The 21,665-nt window shown below is 37.0% G+C and carries 13 protein-coding genes; 2 read left to right on the top strand and 11 right to left on the bottom strand.

The features are described 5' to 3' along the window. Window positions 1-86 precede the first annotated feature (86 nt). Window positions 87-1,172 carry a biotin synthase BioB gene (gene bioB, locus B2145_RS07460; RefSeq protein WP_291100399.1) on the top strand — a complete coding sequence of 362 codons (1,086 nt, stop codon included), beginning with the start codon at window positions 87-89 and terminating at the stop codon, window positions 1,170-1,172. Window positions 1,173-1,251: 79 nt separating this feature from the next. Here bioB and B2145_RS07455 read toward each other — a convergent pair whose 3' ends face one another. Beyond that, window positions 1,252-4,857, bottom strand: a complete 3,606-nt coding sequence (locus B2145_RS07455) for a T9SS sorting signal type C domain-containing protein (RefSeq protein ID WP_291100396.1) — start codon at window positions 4,855-4,857, stop codon at window positions 1,252-1,254. Between the two features lie 319 nt (window positions 4,858-5,176). Here B2145_RS07455 and B2145_RS07450 point away from each other — a divergent pair, with 319 nt between their 5' ends. Further along, the gene (locus B2145_RS07450; RefSeq protein WP_291100392.1) at window positions 5,177-5,656 is read left to right on the top strand and encodes a regulatory protein RecX; all 480 of its coding nucleotides are present in this window, start codon (window positions 5,177-5,179) and stop codon (window positions 5,654-5,656) included. A gap of 82 nt (window positions 5,657-5,738) precedes the next feature. On the opposite strand, the gene B2145_RS07445 is transcribed toward B2145_RS07450, so the two are convergent. From B2145_RS07445 to B2145_RS07400, 10 genes are all read right to left on the bottom strand, one after another. Beyond that, window positions 5,739-6,932, bottom strand: a complete 1,194-nt coding sequence (locus B2145_RS07445; RefSeq protein ID WP_291100389.1) for a beta-ketoacyl synthase N-terminal-like domain-containing protein — start codon at window positions 6,930-6,932, stop codon at window positions 5,739-5,741. Window positions 6,933-7,147: 215 nt separating this feature from the next. Beyond that, a complete protein-coding gene (gene bioA / locus B2145_RS07440) occupies window positions 7,148-8,419 on the bottom strand; it encodes an adenosylmethionine--8-amino-7-oxononanoate transaminase (RefSeq protein ID WP_291100385.1) in 1,272 nt (423 codons plus the stop codon). A gap of 83 nt (window positions 8,420-8,502) precedes the next feature. Then, on the bottom strand, window positions 8,503-9,135 hold the full coding sequence (gene bioD / locus B2145_RS07435) for a dethiobiotin synthase (RefSeq protein ID WP_291100382.1): 633 nt from the start codon (window positions 9,133-9,135) through the stop codon (window positions 8,503-8,505). Window positions 9,136-9,187: 52 nt separating this feature from the next. Continuing rightward, window positions 9,188-10,369, bottom strand: a complete 1,182-nt coding sequence (locus B2145_RS07430) for an aminotransferase class I/II-fold pyridoxal phosphate-dependent enzyme (protein WP_291100380.1) — start codon at window positions 10,367-10,369, stop codon at window positions 9,188-9,190. Between the two features lie 194 nt (window positions 10,370-10,563). Then, the gene (locus tag B2145_RS07425; RefSeq protein ID WP_291100378.1) at window positions 10,564-12,384 is read right to left on the bottom strand and encodes a TonB-dependent receptor plug domain-containing protein; all 1,821 of its coding nucleotides are present in this window, start codon (window positions 12,382-12,384) and stop codon (window positions 10,564-10,566) included. Window positions 12,385-12,462: 78 nt separating this feature from the next. After that, window positions 12,463-12,744 carry a F0F1 ATP synthase subunit epsilon gene (locus tag B2145_RS07420; RefSeq protein WP_291100375.1) on the bottom strand — a complete coding sequence of 94 codons (282 nt, stop codon included), beginning with the start codon at window positions 12,742-12,744 and terminating at the stop codon, window positions 12,463-12,465. A 70-nt stretch (window positions 12,745-12,814) separates the two neighbouring features. After that, window positions 12,815-14,326 carry a F0F1 ATP synthase subunit beta gene (gene atpD / locus B2145_RS07415; protein ID WP_291100372.1) on the bottom strand — a complete coding sequence of 504 codons (1,512 nt, stop codon included), beginning with the start codon at window positions 14,324-14,326 and terminating at the stop codon, window positions 12,815-12,817. A 250-nt stretch (window positions 14,327-14,576) separates the two neighbouring features. Next, window positions 14,577-17,417, bottom strand: coding sequence for a TonB-dependent receptor domain-containing protein (locus B2145_RS07410; RefSeq protein ID WP_291100370.1), 2,841 nt, complete (start codon window positions 17,415-17,417; stop codon window positions 14,577-14,579). Window positions 17,418-18,195: 778 nt separating this feature from the next. Further along, window positions 18,196-20,043 carry a glutamine--fructose-6-phosphate transaminase (isomerizing) gene (glmS, locus tag B2145_RS07405; protein WP_291100367.1) on the bottom strand — a complete coding sequence of 616 codons (1,848 nt, stop codon included), beginning with the start codon at window positions 20,041-20,043 and terminating at the stop codon, window positions 18,196-18,198. An 11-nt stretch (window positions 20,044-20,054) separates the two neighbouring features. Further along, window positions 20,055-21,656: a DUF4270 domain-containing protein gene (locus tag B2145_RS07400; RefSeq protein WP_291100364.1), complete on the bottom strand. Its 1,602-nt coding sequence runs from the start codon at window positions 21,654-21,656 to the stop codon at window positions 20,055-20,057. Window positions 21,657-21,665 lie beyond the last annotated feature (9 nt).

Here is a 21,665-nt window from a genome sequence, read left to right as displayed (position 1 = left end):
TTGTTGAGACAGGCCTTTTTTCGGAACCACGGCGTTGCTTCTTTGGAACAATTTAACTACTTTTGAGCCATCAAAAAATCACATCGATGAGCATCACAAAACACGACTGGACAAAGGACGAAATTATTGCAATCTATACTAAACCTATGATGGATTTGCTTTTTGAAGCAGCCACCATCCACAGGGAACATCACGATCCAAATGTAGTTCAAGTTTCAACATTATTATCCATTAAAACTGGGGGTTGTTCCGAAGATTGTGGCTATTGTCCGCAAGCAAAACGATATCATACCTCTATCAAGACCAATGCTTTAATGACCGTAAGCGAAGTTAAAGAGCAAGCTATACAGGCAAAATCGAGTGGTTCATCACGCGTTTGTATGGGTGCGGCTTGGAGAAACGTAAAAGATGGTGCTGAATTTGACCAAGTGCTGGAAATGGTTCGCACCATAAACAAATTGGATATGGAAGTGTGTTGCACCCTCGGAATGATTACCGAAAACCAAGCACATCGATTGGCCGAAGCCGGTTTATACGCTTACAACCACAACATAGACACCTCAGAAGAATATTATAAAGAAGTGATTTCAACTCGTGGATTCGAAGATCGTTTACAAACCATTGAGAATGTTCGAAAAACAAATATTACCGTTTGTAGCGGCGGAATCATTGGGATGGGAGAAAGTATCGAAGACCGAGCAGGAATGCTTGTGGCACTTTCCACTTTAGACCCACAACCGGAATCGGTGCCAATTAATGCTTTGGTTCCCGTTGAAGGAACCCCGCTGGAAGAAGAAAAACCAGTGGAGATTTGGGAAATGATTCGAATGGTGGCAACAACTCGAATCGTTATGCCTGAAACACAAGTGCGTCTTTCGGCCGGAAGAATAAATATGAGTCGTGAAGGTCAGGCGATGTGCTTTTTTGCGGGTGCCAACTCCATATTTTCAGGAGACAAATTACTTACGACTCCTAATAATGACGTAAACGAAGATATGAAAATGTTCGAAATTTTAGGACTACGAAATCAACAGCCATTTGCTAAAGTACACCAACGCGAAACTGTTGAAGCAGCTGATTCCCAGTTTGCCTCACTTGGTGAAAAACCAAAATGGTCACGTCCTGGACATACCATTGATCGTAATCTTGAAGCATCCACCAAAGGAAAATAAAAGTTATAATACATTTCATAAAAAAATCCCATCTTGTTTGAACAGGATGGGATTTTTGGTAAAACTTTTTTTGGGTAGCCTAATAACTGATTTTATTAGAAACCACTTGCCCATTTTGTAAAACCGTTTTCACCACCACAACTTGATGACCGGAAGTCAAACCAAGTATAGAAAGTTCGTTACTGTTTACCTTGTTTTTTTGATAGATTTGTCTTCCCAACAAATCGTAAACCAAAACCTTGTCTATCGTTTCAGCCGAGGAATTGATTTTTATTTGTTTGTTTGTATTGGAAACCAAAACCGTATTTTCGAGTGTGTCAAATTTTTTGGCTCCTAACGTTTTGCTTGTATAACGCAATATGAATCGGTCATTGAATGTCCCTGGAACTGTGGTAAAAGTATATTCCCCACTTTTTAAATCAAAAATTGTGTTGCTTAACTTGTCTTCAATAAATATGGCTTGATTTGCAAGTAATCCATCCGTCTGGTCGATATTTATTATAAAAGTACCATCAATGGTGGTACGATAACCCAGCGGTACTTCATCCGTTTCATCAAATGGCAAAGCTCTTCCTTGAATCACTAAATTCTTGTCTTGGTTAATGCTGTAAAAATCCACGAATTCATTCCCGTCAAAACTCTCTCCATCAAAACGACTATCATATTCATTCGTGGCTCCTGTCACATAACCCACCAAGGCTTGTTTGAAAGCACCTTGACTATTGGACAAACTCAACCAAACACGGTGTTTTTCGACTGCATTAGTTGTTTTTCCTTTTGTGTTGCTCGTTTTGAAAAACTGGGAATTATTGACAATGGTAGATGTTGTTCCCGCCACACGAATATCGTTATTATACACAATTGCACTACCAGTAGGATTAACCAGACTGGATGCAAAGAACCCTTGCCCAGCGGCAATTTTACCCGACGGTATGTTCGTGTTTCTTCCTAAACTGTTTGCTTTAGCCGTAATACCTGGAGCTATACCAACACCTCCTGTAACGTTATAAGAAGCATAATCGTCCTGAGTATAAGCATATGCACCTGAACCCGCTTTGGTTAAACCTGTTACTGGATCAATACCAATAAGGGTTCTGTCTTGCATGGCAGTATTATGTGTCCAGAAATACAAGGTTCCGTTCAGAACAGTTGCATTCTCATTCAAAAATGTATCGGCATTTATGGCAGATGGATACGGATTTCCCAAGAGATAAGAACTATTTGGAACAATAGTTCCTGCAAGAGAAATTGCCCCATTATTTGGAACCCCATAAAAAGGAGCTAGATAAGTAGATACTGCGCTTGTTGATTTCGGACCGCCAACAATATAGCCTATCCCCGCAACCATTGATGTTGTGGGAGACTCCTGTTTCCAATTTTGTGATGGAACGTCAAACGAATAATAATTGCTGGAAAGCGACTGATTTTTAGAAAGCCCTCCCAAGGTTTGAGGCAATACCGGTGACGACCAATAGGTATAATCCGTACTAATGACCGCCGTGTTTGTCATTCGATTGTAGTTTATTTTGCCTGAATTATTATTTGTGACAACGTTATTTAATTGAACCAAACTAGCCGAGTTAATTGGGTTAGCGCCAAAGGTGTGGTCATAATCAAAGGTTAAAGTTCCTGTTGACTCAACAGTAACCCCATTCGTTATTGTTAAAGTATGAAGGGGGTTTATGGTAACATTCCTGCCTGCTTTCACAAGGCATGAACAGGCTGTTAAATCTGCAGTAGATGAAAAAGTCCCATCAAAAACAATGTTTTGATTGCTAGTAGGCGTACCATTATCCCAAGACGTAGTATAGGTGTTAGTAATTAATACTAATGGATTTATTACAACAAAATTAGGCAAGGAAGTACAACCGTTAGTGGAGGTCACACTATAATTGCCTGCTGCCAAGCCTGAAAACACTCCAGTGGCATTCGTTACTGCTGCAACAACTGGACTTGTCCCAGTAACTGTATATGTAATTCCAGCAGCTGGTAAGGGTGCAGTTACGGTTATTGTTCCTGTTGGTACTGCACAAACAGGTTGGATTGTTGCAACTGATGGGGTTGATGGTAGCGAGAGAATTGTAGCGGTGGCTGTGGCATCAATTGGAGATGAATTTACACAACCATTTGCATCCGTAATTGATAGTAATGTATATTTAGTTGTTGCTATAGGATTAGGACTTAAGGTAAAAGTAGTCGGGTTATCAGTTAAAATAATTTGAGTAGAAATATCAAGAGTAGTTTCATTTCTATACGATAATGCATAAGGAAGTACTCCTGAACCGTTATTTGCATCAAACGTTATTGTAGCTTGATTGCCTACACAAAATGAAGTACTACTAAATCCAGTTCCAGTATTATCTACCAAAGTATTGACTGTAACAGTTACCGCTTTTCTAATTAAACTTACACAACCTACCGAGCTAACCGCCTCAACATAATAAGTAGTAGAAATAGTTGGAGATATGGTTTGAGGTATCGTGCCTACTAAAGCACCTCCTGAAGAAGCGGTATATAAGTCATACGATAAACCTGTACCTGTTATACTTGCTAAGGTGATTGTTGTGCTTGATCCCTTGCAAATTGCCGCTGGAGCACTTATAGAAGTAATCGTTGGCAAAGAATTAACTGTAACCGTTGCTGTTATTGCACATCCATTGCTGTTTTTATACGTTATGACACTTGTCCCTGTAGAAATCCCTGTCACTAATCCTGAATTATTTACAGTTGCAACAGTTGGTGTTGCTGAAACCCAAGGAGCGGTAGCATTTGCTGTAGCCGAACCTGTTAATTGTGTAGTTGATCCAGCACAAACACTTAAAGAGCCAGTTATAGTTGGCAATGCATTAACGATTACTGATATAGTTCTAGAATTGGAAAATGACTTACTATTGTAAATTGCGGTGCAAGTCATAGTAACACTATAGGTGCCAGCTATAGCATTAGAAATGTTTACGTTTTGAGCTGAAACTGTTGTTGTTATTGGTCCGGTAATCGACCAACTATATGACGGTGGATTAGTTCCTGTTGGACCTGACATACTTCCGGCCAGATTAATAGCATCTCCTTCACAAATAGGTGAAGGAGTAGTGGTAATAATTGCATTAAGAGTGCCTCCATTATCTATCAAGTTCTGGAATGTAAAACTTGTATCTGCATTATTACCAGTACAAACTGAGAATTCTGTAGGCCCAATATAAATGGATTGATTATTACTGCAATCTCCTATAAGCCCGTTAGCACCAGGAACTAATTGAATAGTAGCATTTAGTGGTAATTTCAAGTTCACTTTATTATATAATGCAATATGTCCAGACGTGGTAACGATAATAGTCTGCGTAATAATATTATAATTAACAGCTGAACTATTATCCCCGTTCAAAGTTAATGTACCGCTAATTGTCAGGGTTCCCATTGCTGCAGTTGTTATACCCGAATTACCTATGATTATATAATCCCCAGCCTGAATCAGAACATCACCTGTTGTAACTCCTGTTGCCCCGGGATAATTCATTGCATTCACCCAAGAAGATCCGTTAAAATATTGCCAACTTGCAGGAGTAGTCCAGTTTAGAGGAACAAGTGCCGTTCCTGTTCCGGCAGAACGATAATCCCCAACATTTTGTGAAAAAACCACAGATTGAACTAAAATTAAAAAAAGCGGAAGGAGTAATTTTTTGATCATAAATAGTTCTGCTTTGTTTATTTAAAATATCTTTTGTTGTAAATATTAACTTATTATATACAAAACAAACAAAACTTATTAAACTAACAAAATTAAGTCGTTCAAATACCTCTTTATCAGTTATACTACCATGTTGAAAAGATTGAAAATCATTCCCTTTTAAAACCCCATTTTCCTGTTAAAAAAGCAATACAAAAAAATGCCTATTTTTGTTCAGGTTTGACTAGCCTACAAGAATAAAAACTAAATTAAATTTGATTGAGAAAAAGTATAAAAAATACGGATTTTGAATCCCAAATTTTGAAATAATAACCAACCTATGAAAGACGTTTTTTCAGTAAAAGAAGCCAAACAAAAGATAGAATATTTTTGTTCCTATCAAGAACGTTGTCACGAGGAAGTGGTTTCTAAATTGCGCAGCATGAAGATGGATTCAGAGGAAATAGACGAAATTATGGTGCATCTCATTGCTTCGAATTTTCTGAACGAGGAACGTTTTGCCAGCAGTTATGCCAGAGGAAAACACCGCATTAAACATTGGGGAAAAATCAGGATTGTCAACGAGTTGAAGTTTAAAAAAATATCGCAAACCCTTATCAACATTGCGCTCAAAGAAATCACTCCCGAAGAATATTCAGCAACATTTCACACACTGGCCGACAGACATTGGGAATCCATCCGAGAAACAAACACATTAAAAAAGAAAAAAAAATTCTGTGATTATATGCTTCGACGAGGTTTTGAAGGCAATTTAGTTTTCGAGAAAGCGAAGGAATTGGAAGGGTTGGGACGCGGATGAAACTGATGTTACGCTGATAAAAACAGATTTTATTTGTCCGAGCGAATCAGTAAAATCTGTTGCCCCTTTTTTGAAAAAATGATCACAACGACAGCAAAACACTCACTGCATTTCCACCAAATCCCACGGCATTGACCAGAACTTTGCGAATTAGTTTTCTTGGCTTTTGTGCTTCGGCATAAGGAACGCCAATAAATTCTTGGTGTTGCATCATCAAAATCGCCATTTCAATACTCAACATTCCTGATGCACCAAAGGTGTGCCCAATCTTCCATTTGTTGGTGGTAAGCATCGGCAAAGTGGAACCACCCGAGACCGAAGATCGAACTGACGAAGTAAATACTTTTTGAATCGCTTTATATTCGGTTAAATCCCCCGCTTTTGTTCCCGGAGCGTGCATCACAATGACGTCAACTTCGGACAAATCGGTATTTTGCAACGCCATTTTCATCGATTTTTGGAAACAAGTCGCTTCCGCCGAAATAGAAATATTGTGTTCCAAGATTTCGGTGGCATAACCAATCCCTTCTATAAAAGCCAACGCCTTTTCTTTTCTGCCAATTTCCAAACAACACACCGCAGCACCTTCACCAAGAATTAGGGTATTTTGTATTTTTTCTAAATCAAGGGCTCGATTTGGCCATTGACCTTCATCCAAATTGGCTCGTGAATAAATTTTTAATGCCCGCATTTGCGCAATCGTGAAATCGGTCAGAGGCGCTTCACTTCCGCCAACCATAAATTTATCTGCCATTCCTGCCCGAAGCCAGGCCACACCGTTCAACAAAGCGTGTAAAGCGGTCGAACAGGTAATGGAATGTGAAATTTCGGGGCCCTGACTTTGTAAATCGTGGGCAACCCAAGAGGAAATATTTCCCAAAGTTGTCGTTGGCGATGCCAGAGTTTGCGCTTTACCCGTTTCTAAATATTCCTGATGATGTTTTTCGAATAAATCAGTGGCACCACGAGAAGAACCAATGTTTATCCCGAAAACATCGTTTGGTGTCCAACCTGCATTTTGTATGGCTTTTCGAGAAGCCGCCATCGCATACAAAACCGTTTTGTCCAAAGATTTGTATTTGATATCCGATTGTTTTAATGCTGCGATTATTTCCTTTGAATCATCGTCCAATTTGGCAACGAGTGTTTTTTTGTGGTCTAAAAAATGTTCGGTGAAACAATGATTGGTATTTAGATAATTTCCCCAAATGGTTTTTGGATCGTTGCCCAAAGGGGAAATGGAAGATATGGCTGTTATGGAGATGGTTTGTGACAAGACTAATTTATTTTACCGCAAAGGTCGGGAAGTTTTTTTAAAAAATTGTACACAGATGACACGGATTTGCTAAAGCAAAAACGCTGATAAAAACGGATTTATTTTTTAACCGTATAAGAAATATAAGGTCATATAAGTTGGAAAACAGTGAAAATCTTCAATGGAAATCCGTGTAATCCGTGTAATCTGTGGCCAAAAAAATTGTGGCCAAAAAACTAACCTATTTCCAATGCCTTTTCGACAACTTCGTACACTTTTTGCAATTGCTCGTCGGTCATAATATAAGGCGGCAAAATATAGACAATATTGCCCACAGGGCGCAAAATCACACCGTTTTCGATGAAGAAATCGTAGAGTTTATTGCGCAATGTTCCATAATAACTTTCAGAGCTTTCGGTTTTTATTTCCAAGGCAAAAATCACTCCCAAGACTCGTGTCGTGGTAACTTTTGGATGGGATTCGATATGTTTTTGAAAGCCCAAATGACTTTTATTTATTCGAGTAAGATTGTCTTGCATTTCACTAGATTGCAACAATTCTAAACTCGCCAATGCTGCCGCACAACCCGTAGGATTTGCAGTAAATGTATGTCCGTGAAACAAAGCTTTGTTGATATCTTCATCATAAAAGGCATCAAAAATTTCTTGGGTAAAAGTGGTGATTGCCATAGGGATTGTCCCCCCGGTCAAGGCTTTCGACAAGCACATCATATCGGGATTTTCATCTAAATAATCTGTTGCAAAAGTCTTTCCCGTTTTTCCAAAACCGGTCATCACTTCATCGGCAATGGTGAGTACATTATTTTTCTGGCAAATTCGAATCAATTCGTCGAGTGATTGGGGTTCGTACATCACCATTCCAGCCGCTCCTTGAACAAGCGGTTCAAAAATAAAACCTGCACAATTATTGTTTTTTATGGCTGCTGCCAAAGCATCAAAACTTGCTTGTTCCTGCCCTTTTATTGGAACGGGAATCCGAACCACATCGATGAACATTCCCTGAAAAGCCTGGGTGTAAAAGGAAATTCCGCTTGCTGCCATTGCGGCAAAAGTGTCGCCGTGAAAGGCATTTTCGAAAGCAATTATCGTGGTTTTCTTTTCTCCTTTATTAAAAAAATATTGCAAGGCCACTTTTATTGCGACTTCAACGGCAGTTGAACCATTGTCAGAAAAAAATATTTTTTGTTGATTTTTGGGTACTATTTCTATCAACTTTTCGGCCAAAACTACGGCAGGTTCGTGCGTGAATCCACCAAAAAGAACGTGTTCAAGAGTGGTCAATTGTTTATAAATTGCATCCGCAATAAATTTATTGGAATGTCCGTAAGGATTTACCCACCAGGAAGCAATCGCGTCAATATATTCCTTGTTATTTTCGTCCCAAAGCAAAGCTCCTTCGCCTTTTACTATAGCAATTGGTGGTTTTGAAGTTTTATGTTGCGTATAAGGATGCCAAAGATATTGGCTGTCTCTTTCAGTTAGGTTCATTTTGCAAAGATAAAAGAAGCAAGAGGAAAGAAGCTAGAAAAACATAGAAATCAAGTCTTGATTCTTTCTTCTTGTTTCTATATTTAAAGATTTAATAAATTCTCCCGAAACAAATCGGCGTATTCCCGAATAACGGCTTTATCAAAATAAGGCTCTTGTTCTATTCTTCCAATACATTTTACTCCCGACATTTTCAGAATAATTGATTCAGAAGATTTATTTTCGTCTCCGTTAAAAATGATTCCTGCAATGTTTATTTTTCTATTTTTTAAGGCTTCGATGGTCAATAATGTGTGATTGATACTTCCCAAATAATGTCTTGAAACAACAATCACTTTATAGTCTTTTTTGATTAAATCGATGACACAATCCTTGTCGTTTAACGGAACAAAAACTCCTCCGGCTCCTTCAATGACAAGATGATTTTTTTCCCGATAGCTATCGGGATTGGGTTCTTTAATCTGATTTAAAACAATAGTAATTCCATCCAATTCAGCAGCGAGATGTGGACTTGCGGGTGTGTTGAGTTTATAGCTGTTTTCGTGAATGGTGGTTTTGTGGTTTGAAATATAGCTTTTGATTTTATGACTATCGGAATTTTCCAAATCCCCTGCTTGAATGGGTTTCCAATAATCGGCTTTGAGTGCTTCGACAATTATGGCGGAGGCAATTGTTTTGCCTACATCGGTAGAAATTCCTGTGATGAATATTTTCATTTATAAAAATTTAACCCTATCAGGGTTTGGAACCCTGACAGGGTGTTATGAACTAAAACACAAAGGTACTTAACAAACCCAATACTTCCGAGATTTCTTCTTTTGAATTAAAACTGTGGATGCAAAAACGCAATCGCTCCTGACCTTCGGGAACTGTTGGTGAAAGAATCGCTCTGACATCAAATCCCTTTTCCTGAATTTGTTTGGCTATTGATTTTACGTTTTGATTTCCTGGAATTATGGCACTTTGTATCGCCGATTTACTTTTGACAAACATTGGTTTCAATCCCAATAAATGCTGGACTTGATTGAAGTGGATGATGTTTTCCCGTAACTTGTTGACGGTGTTTTTATCTGTTTTCAAATGTTGATACGCCATTAAAATCGCGCCAACCGAATGTGGAGACAATCCTGTGGTATAAATAAAACTCCGGGCAAAATTAACTAGATATTCCTTCAATTCCTCACTTCCGACTATCGCTGCGCCGTGACAACCCAATCCTTTTCCGAAAGTCATAATTCTGGCAAAAACTTTGTCTTGTAAACCCAACATTTGAACCAAGCCTTCTCCGTTTTTCCCGAAAACACCAAGCGAATGAGCTTCATCAATAACCAAATGGCAATTGTATTTCCCTGAAAGTTGCGTCAATTCTTCGAGATTTGGCGTGTCGCCATCCATTGAGAAAACACTTTCGGTGACGATGTAAACTTCGTTTGTTGAGGCATCTCGTCCCTCGACTGCGCTCGGGATGACGCGCTCGATGTGACATCGCTGGATGAGTTTTTCCAAGTCTTCGAAATCGTTGTGCTGGTATTTATAGGCTTTGGCATTCGAAAGCTGGATTCCGTCACGGATGGAAGCGTGGCACAATTCGTCATACAAAATCAAGTCGCCTTTTAGTGGCACGGAACCGAAAAACCCAACATTGGCATCGTAGCCCGAATTGAAAATCAAAGCACTTTCCGATTGATGGAATTTGGCAATAAATGTTTCAGCTTCTTGATAGACTTTGTGGTTTCCAGATAATAATCGGGAACCTGTTGCTCCATTTTGGATGCTATTATTGTCAATTAGATATTGATGTGTTTCCTCGAAAATGGCTTGGTTTTTCGAAAAACCGATGTAATCATTGGAGGCAAAATCAATTAAATTATTAGGCAAGGACAATTTTCTCAAAGCATTGTTTTGCTTGCGGGTTTCAAGTTTGGCGGCGAGATTTTTTGGAAACTTCATAAAAGCAAAGTTATCATTTAAAAAATGAAATTTTATGTTTTATGGATTTTTAGCCCAGATGGAAACGGCATCCCACGCTTTTTCAGCGTGGATACAGTGAACAGCTGACACGAGCGAAGCGAACTGACGAAATAAAAAAGCTCCAAAAAAAAGTCACACATTGCTGTATGACTTTGTATTTTGATTGTGATTTTTTATCTAAAATTATAGTGTATTCCGAACAATAAATTCCCTTTTGGCATAGGAATCAAATTCGTTTCGGTATAGGCCGTATTGAAAATATTATTGGCAAACAAAGAAATTTCGAAAGCTTTCAAGTGATAGGACGCTCCAAGATCTACAACCGAATACGAATTGCCTGTAGTTCGTTCCGCATAACGATACGAAATTGTATTACTGAAGTTTTTCAAAAATTGCATCGTATAACTTCCCACAAACTGATGTTTCATTGAGTTTAAAGCATACTGCGAGAAATTATAATTGCTATGTTTTACATCATCCTCTATGAAGGAATAACCAATTTGCAACTTCTGATTGAACGAATTAACAGTAAACTTATAAAGTAGTTGCGTTTCGAAACCTTTAGTAGTAATATCTTGAATATTTTGAGCTTGCCAAGGATCTGTACTTAAATCTTTTACATAATCAATCAAATGATTCGAATTACGATTAAATGCCGCCGCGGATAAATCAAAATTGGAAACATTCCATTTCAATCCTAATTCTTGCGCAAATGCTTTTTCAGGTTCTAAATTAGAATTTCCAATAGTTGTTGCCGATTTATAATACATATCAGTGTAAGTTGGAACTCTATACGTATACCCCGCATTACCATAAATCCTAACATTATTAAGCAATTGATAACCAATATCTATTCCTGGAAAAGCAAAAAATTTGAAATCAGAAAAATAAGTTACAGCAACTCCCGGAGTAATATCTAGCTTATTCTTAAGTAAATTTAAACGATGTTCTAAAAATAAAGTACTTACGAAACGATTGCTAGCCCCAAGATTGTTACTGGAAAGTAAAACTTTGGCCGTTTCTATTCCAAATCCTGTAACACCAATATTTGATGTATAAGTGCCATTTAATTCGGCGGCAAATTTATTTGAAATATGTACATTTCTGTAAAGTGACGGATTGCTTCTAACGTAGCTATATTCATCCTCATTACGTCTCCAATATACTTTTGGTTTCCAAGTAAAATTTCCTTTTTTGATAGTTGTAGAAAAACCAACTAAACTCGCTTTTGTTTTCTCATATTGATTAATTGCTGCTGGCGTAGCATAAAAACCATTTGCGCCAAAGTTTCTTTCCGAAAGGGAAACCAACATCTCAATTGGTAATTCTTTTTTATCGAAAGTGCTTTTTAATACAAAATTAGTATTGTCGAAATCGGTATTATAGCGGTACCCATTCGATGCGTTTTTAGAAAAATGGATTATATGACTACTATCCTCCAAATTAACTCCTGCTGTAACGGCAGCACTAACTTGACCATAAGAACCCGCTTTAAGATCCAAAGAAACGCTATTATCAAGTGAATCTTTTGTAACGATATTTACAGCTCCTGTAAAAGCATTTTGACCAAATACACGAGCTGCTGGCCCTTTTATAATTTCGATTCTCTTGATAACTTCAATCGGCAAAGCCAAGTTCATCGTATGATGTCCGGTTTGAGCATCATCTACTTTAATTCCATCAATCAGAAGTAATGTTTGATCAAAACTTCCACCACGAATATATAAATCGGCTTGCATTCCGCTAGTACCACGACGACGAATATCAATTCCAGCAATTTGCTGTAGCGCATCGGCAACATTTGTAACTCCTGATTTTTTTAAATCTTCGGCAGTAATCAACTGAATCGTTCTGGAATTTTCTTTGAAAGGCAGATCAATCCTACTGGATGAAATAACCACTTCTTGTAACGAATCTATCTTTATGCGATTTTGAGCGAAACTAACATTAAGGATCAAGCTCAAAGCAAATAATAAAAATATATTTTTCTTCATATCAGAATAATTAAAAAGTCATACATAAAAAAAGTCACACATTGCTGTATGACTTTTCATTTTTATATTGAAATTATCTTAGTCGGCTAAAACAATTACTTTATTGTCTTTCATTTCGATTGTTCCAGATTCAATGGCAAGTGTATAATTCTGATCGTCTACTTTTGTAAATAAATCTTCGGATTCTTTGCTAAACTTGAAACTTGGAGCCGTAATTTTTACAAGTCCTTTTTGAAGCAGTGAAACAATTGGTGCGTGATTATTCAACATTTGAAAATGACCATCGACTCCCGGAAGGGAAACTGAAGTGATTTCTCCTGAAAATAATTTTGCTTCTGGTGATACTATTTCTAAAATCATATTTTTTAGTTTACAGTCTCAGTTTACAGTCTCAGTACTGAATACTGAACACTGAATACTGAACACTAGATTATGCTTCTGCCAACATTTTTTCTCCGGCTTCGATAGCGTCTTCAATAGTCCCTTTAAGGTTGAAAGCTGCTTCTGGCAAGTGATCTAATTCTCCGTCAATGATCATATTGAATCCTTTGATGGTATCTTTTATATCTACTAAACATCCTTTTAATCCTGTAAATTGTTCTGCTACGTGGAAAGGTTGAGATAAGAAACGTTGTACACGTCTTGCTCTTGAAACCGCCAATTTATCGTCTTCAGAAAGTTCTTCCATACCCAAAATTGCAATAATATCTTGCAATTGTTTGTATTTTTGAAGAATTTCTTTTACTCTTTGCGCACAGTTATAATGCTCCTCTCCAATAATTTGAGGAGTCAAAATTCTTGAAGTTGAATCCAATGGATCCACCGCAGGATAAATACCTAACTCGGCAATTTTACGAGACAATACTGTAGTTGCATCAAGGTGAGCAAATGTTGTTGCTGGTGCTGGATCCGTTAAATCATCCGCAGGAACGTAAACCGCTTGTACAGATGTAATAGAACCTTTGTTTGTCGATGTGATACGCTCTTGCATCGCTCCCATTTCGGTAGCAAGAGTCGGCTGATAGCCTACTGCAGATGGCATACGACCTAAAAGTGCCGAAACCTCAGAACCTGCTTGTGTAAAACGGAAGATATTATCTACGAAGAAAAGAACGTCTTTTCCTTGGTCAGAACCTGCGCCATCACGGAAATATTCCGCAATAGACAATCCTGAAAGTGCCACACGAGCACGAGCTCCAGGAGGTTCGTTCATTTGACCGAAAACGAAAGTAGCTTTAGACTCTCTCATTCCTGGCATATCTACTTTAGATAAATCCCATCCTCCATTTTCCATAGAGTGCATAAATTCATCCCCGTATTTTATAATTCCTGACTCTAACATCTCACGAAGTAAGTCATTTCCTTCACGTGTTCTTTCTCCTACTCCTGCGAATACTGAAAGTCCGCCGTGACCTTTTGCGATATTGTTAATCAACTCTTGGATCAAAACCGTTTTACCTACACCAGCACCACCGAACAATCCAATTTTTCCTCCTTTTGAGTAAGGCTCAATCAAATCGATTACTTTAATACCCGTGAATAAAACTTCAGATGAAGTTGATAAATCTTCGAATTTTGGAGCTTGACGGTGAATAGACATTCCGTTTTCACCAGTTTTTGGCAAATTCCCCAAACCATCAATAGCATCTCCGATTACGTTGAATAAACGACCGTAAATATCTGGGCCAATTGGCATTTTGATTGGGTTACCTGTTCCAACTACTTCATAACCTCTGCTCAAACCGTCTGTCGAGTCCATTGAAATGGTACGAACCGTGTTTTCACCAATGTGAGATTGTACTTCTAGAACCAATAAAGTCCCATCTTTTTTTGTGATTTCTAACGAATCATAAATTTTTGGAAGTTCAACATCCTTTCCGTTGAAAACAACATCAACTACTGGACCAATAATTTGCGCAACTTTTCCTATTACTTTTGACATTACTTATGTGTTTATTAAACAGCTATTCAGGTTTATGAAATACGATCGATCGAAACTAATTGATACAGATGCATTTTCAGTGCGCAAAGGTAATTTTTTAAAATATAAAAATCAATACTTTTTTTGGAAAAATTAGGTGGAATTTAGACGGATTCTCTATAAGAGAGAGGAAAATCGAAGAAAGTATTTAAAAACAGAAAAACCATCCGCCTTTGAACGAATGGTTTTTCAACTATTTTGTAAAATATAATTATGGATTAATCGTCCAAGAAGCAAAATATTGTTGTCCTATTGCTCCAGCACCCAATACTTGGGTGTATTCTTTACCTCCTATGTTAGCTGCACCAATTTTTATCACTGATTTTAGTTTTGGGATACCATAGTTGATTTGTGCATCAATAACAGTTGCAGCAGCGATCATTCCGTCAACCATTGTAGATTGCCATAAATACTCGCTGTTCCATCTTCCGCTCACATTGAATCCAAAATTTTCGAACAATCTATCATTCCCAATAGATGCTTTAACCCTGTGTTTTGGAGTATTGAAACCAGCTTCGAAACTTGGGTCTTTTGCTTGGTCAAAATTAAATTGAGCATAGTTATAACTAACACCAAATTCATAATTTCCAAACATTTTTTTAGAAACTCCTATACCAACTCCAAGAGATTTAATTTCAAGATTCGTATTGGTATATAATTGATATGCTCTCCAATCACCTGCTTGAAGTGCATATAATGATTGAAACCCTAGATTAGCTGGATTAACAGCAGGATTAGGCGCATCTTGTGCTTTACCGTAATAAGGTGCCACTACTGTCAAGTTTCCAATGAAGTTGTTATATACATTATAGTATGCATTAACGTCAAAATTAATGTTTTCTATTTGAGAACGATACCCTAACTCAAATGCTTTTACCTCTTCGGGTTTTACTAACCCTACATTTGTTTTTTTCAACAATGCTGGATTACCTGTCGCTAAAAGCTGATCAACTGATAATTTCGTATAAGAATTATCATAGGCGTTTACCCCGGTCATTACTGCTGTTGTTCCCCCAGCAAAGGCCTGTCCATAACCCGCTGAAACTGGTAAAGTTTCACTATATCTTAATAAATTATCAGGTGCAGAACCTACTAACACGGCATTTCCAACATTGAAACCAATGTATTGATCCTGTGTACTTGGATTTCTGAAACCCGTTTGAAAGGATGCCCTGAAATTGTGTTGTTTGTTTTCTCCTGCCGAATATACCAATGATAATCTTGGAGAATAATTACCGGCAAAATTTTTGGATTTATCATAGCGAATAGATCCAGTGAATTTCAATCTATCCTCCATTAATTTTTTTTGCAATTGTGTGTAAACCCCGTATTCATTGTAAAAAATTGACCCGTTTGAATCCGTGTAAATTCTTCCGTGAGAATTCAAATCATATTCTCTAAAAGACCCACCTATTTGAATTTCGGCAAATTTAATAATGTCTTTAAAATTATAATTGGCGTCAAAATGATATATTTTAGAATTATCTACCAATTTTGATCCTGTCAATACACTTGGATCAGCAATTACTTGGTTAAATGCCGATTGGAAAGCAGCCGAGCCAGGAACTAATCTACCTGTATCAGCAATAGTACGAGCAAATGCATTAGATGTCGCTGCGTTACCTGCCAATCCAGGAACTGGAATTAAGCCTGCAAACCCTTTAGCATAGGCTACTGCATATTGTGTAAACCAATCGGCGTCTGATTTCCAAGCTCTATCAATGTTGATTCCGGTAAAAGCCATATCATACGATTTCCCTCCATCTTCTGAAGTTGTATATCCTCTTAAGAAAAAGTTTTTCCCTTTTATTTCTAGTTTATGCTGTTGCATAAAAAAGTTGTTCAAATAATATCTATTGGCACCTTGGTAAACAGCATTTCCGTAACCAAATTTACTTTGCCAAATAATTTCCAGGTTTTCATTCCCTAATGGTCTAAAATGAAGTGAAAAGTCAAGTTTAGTGTTTCTTGCTTTATTGTTCGTTAAATCAACCTCATTGTATCCTGTTCTTGAAACATAGCCTTGATTAGCTAAAGTTGGTAATAATCCTGCAAATGCTGGATTAGCTGCTACAATTTTTTGTCCAACACCATAGATACTTGTGCTTACCTCATCACCATATACATTGATACCGTCATAATTTTTATCGCTTCTGGTTATTCCTGGGCGAGTTTTATCATCATAATTTGTTGCAAACCAGTCTGTCCCATCCATATAGGTAAAGTTGGCTTTTGCAGCAAAATATTTATTGAAAGCATGAGCCATTCTTATTCCAAAATCATAAAAGCCATTTGTTCCTGCGGCTTTTTGGCTGGTTTCTCCATATTTAAGATACGTTGAAATACCTTGATAGGTAAATGGGCTTTTACTGTTCATAAACATAATTCCATTAAAAGCATTGGCTCCATATAATGCAGATGATGCCCCAGGCAATAACTCTACGCTTTGAACATCGATTTCTGAAACACCAATCATATTTCCCAATACAAAATTTAATAGTGGGGAAGAATTATCCATTCCATCAACTAATTGCATAAAACGGGTGTTGGCAACAGTTGCAAAACCACGAGTATTTATTGACTTGAAAGTCAAACTACTTGTGTTCATCTGTACTTCTTTCAGATTTTCCAATCCATCATAAAAAGTAGGAGATGCAGTTCTCTTGATGTCCTTAATTCCAATTCTTTCAATGGTAACTGGAGATTCTAAAACTCTTTCTGGGGTTCTGGATGCAGAAACAACAATTTCATTCAACTTTGTTTCTTCATACGTTAGTTTTATACTTACTTTTTGGTTACTTGATGAAACATTTACGCTTTTAGATTCATAGCCCACACTTGTCACGTCAATTGTAAAAGGGAGTTTTTTAGATGAACTTAAAGTAAATTTTCCATCACCATCGGTAACTGTGCCTGCAGAATCACCAACAACTTTAATGTTGGCTCCAGAAATAGGTTGATTGTTACTATCTGTAACTGAACCTGAAATTGTATTTTGAGCAAAAGTAATGCTGCAAAAAAACAAAGACAAAATAAGTAAATACACTCTCATTTGGTTAAATTTTGTTGGTTTATAAAGTAAAAGTAAAAATATTTTTGATATTATCATAAAAAGGTATAAAAAAAATCATAATTATCAATTTTTTTGATTCATTTATAATTATTTCATATTATACGTTTTTACTTATTAATTAACGTTTTTGTCGAAAGTTCAATAATGTACTATGCTCGCATATAAATTTTAACAAAAAAAATGGATTATTCTTAGAAAACAGTAATTTTATCATTACTGCCCGAAATAAATTTCGTTTAGTCCCTATGGGACAATCTCTTGTTTTATAAATACTTAACTATCAAAATTTAGCCCCCACGAGCTTGCTCTGTTAGTGGCTAAATGTTGGCAGAAAAGAATTAATTAAGCCACACCATTTATAAATGTCCCGTAGAGACTATATTTATTGATATGTGACAAGATTTAACTTTTTTTATCGGACAGCAATGCAATTTTATATAACAATCATTGTCCTCCGCTAAAAAAAATTTAAAGCCGAATAATCCTTTTATTGATAGGGCTTATAAAACATATCGCCCCGTTGGGGCTTATTATTTGGGTGTTGAATTTTCTACAAACATTCTGTCCCGATGGGACTAAAATAGCTCCGTTAGGAGCGAAATGTTTGTAGAATGAATAGTTACCCCTTGATTAAAGCCCATCGGAGCGATAGGTACATTTTTTAAAATTTAATCGGGTAACCAATGTGTAACAATAACACATATTAAAAAAGCGAGAAAAAATCTCGCTTTAGATAAAAATATATATAAGTATTTACTTATTCCACCGTAACTGATTTTGCTAAATTACGGGGTTGATCTACATTGCACCCTCTCATAACCGCAATATGATAGGATAAAAGCTGTAAAGGAATGGTAGTTATTAATGGAGATAAAGCATCGGAAGTTTCTGGTATTTCGATGATATAATCTGCCAATTCACGTACTTGGGTATCCCCCTTTGTTACCACGGCTATAATTATTCCGCTTCTTGATTTAATCTCCTGGATATTACTTACAATCTTATCATAATGTCCTTGCTTTGGAGCAATAATAATTACGGGCATATGTTCATCTATTAATGCTATTGGACCGTGTTTCATTTCTGCAGCAGGATACCCCTCGGCATGAATATAAGAAATTTCTTTAAGTTTTAAAGCACCTTCAAGAGCTACCGGAAAGTTATAACCTCTGCCTAAATACAGGCAATTGTGTGAGTCTTTGAAAACAGAAGCAATTTCTTTTGCTCTATCATTAGTTTCCAAGGCCTCTTTTACCTTTTCAGGAATAATTTCCAATTCCTGTAAATACATGTGGAAATCTGAATTTGACAATGTTCCTTTAGCTTTTGCTAATCGCAATGCGATCATGGTCAGCACCGTAATTTGAGTGGTGAATGCTTTTGTGGAAGCGACTCCTATTTCTGGTCCCGCATGAGTATAAGCACCCGCATGAGTCTCTCTTGAAATAGATGAGCCTACAACATTACAAACCCCAAAAACAAATGCCCCTTTTTCTTTTGCCAGTTTTATGGCAGCCATAGTATCTGCAGTTTCGCCAGATTGCGATATTGCAATTACCACATCTCGGTTATTTATTATGGGATTTCTATATCTAAATTCTGAAGCATATTCTACCTCCACGGGAATTCGGGCAAATTCTTCAAATACATATTCCGCTACCAATCCTGCATGCCATGAGGTACCACAAGCAACAATAATAATTCTTTCGGCATTCAAGAATTTTTCTAAATTATCTTCGACACCCGCCATTTGTATTATGCCTTTATTAGCATTCAATCTCCCTCTATAAGTGTCTTTTATAACACTGGGCTGCTCGTATATTTCTTTCAACATAAAGTGATCATAACCTCCTTTTTCAATTTGCTCCAGATTCATTTGAAGCTCTTGAATATAAGGATCAACTAAAGAATCATCTTTAATTTTTCTCACTTTCAATGGTTTGTGCAATCTAATGTTTGCCATCTCGCCGTCTTCTAAATATACTGCATTCGAGGTATATTCAATAAATGGTGAAGCATCTGATGCTATAAAATATTCTCCTTCCCCAATTCCTATTGCCAATGGACTCCCCAACCGGGCAACAACAATTTCGTCTGGATTTTTTTTATCAAAAACAGCTATTGCATAGGCTCCAACCACTTGGTTTAGTGCTAATTGAACAGCTTTTCCTAATTTTAGTTTTTCCTTTTTTTGGATTTCTTCAATAAGGTTTACAAGTACTTCGGTATCGGTATCGGAGTGGAAAACATACCCTCTTTTTATTAATTCTTCTTTTAGTGGGGCATAATTTTCAATAATTCCATTATGAATTATTGCCAAATCACCTGAATTGGAAAGATGTGGGTGAGAGTTCACGTCATTTGGGACACCGTGAGTCGCCCATCGTGTATGCCCTATTCCAATAGTACCATTGGTGGTAATTTCTTTTGAAGCCTTTGCTTCAAGGTCTGAAACTTTTCCTTTTGTTTTAGAAAGTTTTATGGCATTTCCGTCGTATAACATAACGCCGGCACTATCATATCCTCTGTATTCAAGCCTTTTTAATCCCTTGATAACAATAGGATAGGCTTCTCTGTAACCGATATATCCAACAATCCCACACATAATTTTTGTTTTTAATTAGGTTTTGTATAATAAATTTCCAGTTTCAATCTTTTATCATCCGGAACTGTAGATTTACTTCCATAAAGTATCGTCCCTAATGGACTCATAACGCTTGCCTTTGGTGCTTGGGACAGAAAAGCATTTGCCGTTTTTAATTTATAGGAAGCCGCAGTGCTTATATCTTCCGTAACAACAATCCCCAACTTAACATTAGTTGAATCGGCATTTTTTATAAGTCCTCTAATCTGATCCGTAATCCTGATTTTATAGGTCAAGCCTCTTTTTGATGTTGCATCTATATTTATGTTTCCGTCAAATATTGTTTTTGACTTTTTAGGATTGGTGCTTGTCGTCGCGTCAGTATAAAAATCCATAATGGGACGATTATTGGTCAAATCATACAAATATATTCTGTTGGGCTCGTAGCTGTTTGCCATTGCACTTGCATCAATATTAAAAACCAGATTGGCTTCATTTATTAACCACTTATTGTTTCTAATAGTTTCTAACTCGTCCGCAACGCCATTGTTATCAAGATCTGGCCCAAAAAGGTTTAGTACAGCCATCGAACCTTCTCCTCCTTTTAGATACAGTTTTTCATCGCCTAATGTTGAATTCGAAGAGCTTATCGCATCAGAGTAAGCCTGATTTGTATTGCTTTGTTCCAGCAAACTTACCGTGTTTCCGGTCATGTTAAGAACTATTGATTTGGCAACTCTTGATGTTACTCCATTTGTAACAAGGTCTTCTTTATAGTTAATTGTAACAGTTCCTTTGGCAAAATTTATCATGGCCAAACTTTCTGGATCATTCCCAGAATGTTCCACTTTGAAATACAGTCCTCTAAAATAATTTTTAAAGATATCGTTTGTAGCCAAATTACCCGATGCGGCAGCGTCAATTATTTTTGATTTAAAAAAACTTTTGTTCAAGTTCAATTGCATTGCCGGAGCTATTCGTGTTGTTGTAACTACTTTTGTTGTGGCATCTGTAGTGGAGACCACATGTTCGGCAGGATCAAAGAAAAACGCATCATTTTGGGCAACGCTTGTGGAGTCATTCAAACGATTCCCTATTTTGAGATTGTCAAAATCAGTGTTTTGGTCTGTGAAATATTTTTGCGGGGATTGGAATCCACCAATTGGATCTGAATCCCTCATGAAATAACCTGATTCAAAAACACTTAGTTTAATTTTGGCATTGCTGGCTCCATAAATAGAGTCCAACACATATACATGGCTCCCGTCAGTATTGGTAACAGTTTTTAAAGGGTCGATAAAATATGGAACAGACAAAATTACATTATCTATCACAGGATTACCTCCTATAGTTGGATTCGTGGTTGCCAATGCCAATTGTGTTGCGAAATTTGCTGTCGTTTTACCAAAAGCAAGATTATCGTAAATCCCCAATGCATTTACCGGAAGATTATTTGATTGTATGGGAGTAATTTTTTGATTATAAGCTACAACATTTGAAATATACTTGTTGAACTCAAAATGATTTTTACCAATTAAATCAGCGCCAATTTCATTATAATCTTTATCGCATGAAACGAAAAGAACGACACTTGCAAGTAATAGAATTTGCTTAAAAAAAGAATTATTGTACATGTTTAATGA

This window comes from Flavobacterium sp. UBA5153, assembly GCA_002413745.1.
GTDB lineage: Bacteria > Bacteroidota > Bacteroidia > Flavobacteriales > Flavobacteriaceae > Flavobacterium.
The sequence above is the reverse complement of the archived record's forward strand: the minus strand, read 5'-3'. Positions and strand labels throughout refer to the sequence as shown.

Excerpts from the sequence above, each read along its gene's own strand:
- bioA (WP_291100385.1), bottom strand. The coding sequence starts at position 8,419 with ATGAACCTAACTGAAAGAGACAGCCAATATCTTTGGCATCCTTATACG.
- glmS (WP_291100367.1), bottom strand. The coding sequence starts at position 20,043 with ATGTGTGGGATTGTTGGATATATCGGTTACAGAGAAGCCTATCCTATT.
- B2145_RS07455 (WP_291100396.1), bottom strand. The coding sequence starts at position 4,857 with ATGATCAAAAAATTACTCCTTCCGCTTTTTTTAATTTTAGTTCAATCT.
- bioD (WP_291100382.1), bottom strand. The coding sequence starts at position 9,135 with ATGAAAATATTCATCACAGGAATTTCTACCGATGTAGGCAAAACAATT.
- B2145_RS07410 (WP_291100370.1), bottom strand. The coding sequence starts at position 17,417 with ATGAGAGTGTATTTACTTATTTTGTCTTTGTTTTTTTGCAGCATTACT.
- B2145_RS07430 (WP_291100380.1), bottom strand. The coding sequence starts at position 10,369 with ATGAAGTTTCCAAAAAATCTCGCCGCCAAACTTGAAACCCGCAAGCAA.
- bioB (WP_291100399.1), top strand. The coding sequence starts at position 87 with ATGAGCATCACAAAACACGACTGGACAAAGGACGAAATTATTGCAATC.
- atpD (WP_291100372.1), bottom strand. The coding sequence starts at position 14,326 with ATGTCAAAAGTAATAGGAAAAGTTGCGCAAATTATTGGTCCAGTAGTT.
- B2145_RS07400 (WP_291100364.1), bottom strand. The coding sequence starts at position 21,656 with ATGTACAATAATTCTTTTTTTAAGCAAATTCTATTACTTGCAAGTGTC.
- B2145_RS07450 (WP_291100392.1), top strand. The coding sequence starts at position 5,177 with ATGAAAGACGTTTTTTCAGTAAAAGAAGCCAAACAAAAGATAGAATAT.
- B2145_RS07420 (WP_291100375.1), bottom strand. The coding sequence starts at position 12,744 with ATGATTTTAGAAATAGTATCACCAGAAGCAAAATTATTTTCAGGAGAA.
- B2145_RS07425 (WP_291100378.1), bottom strand. The coding sequence starts at position 12,384 with ATGAAGAAAAATATATTTTTATTATTTGCTTTGAGCTTGATCCTTAAT.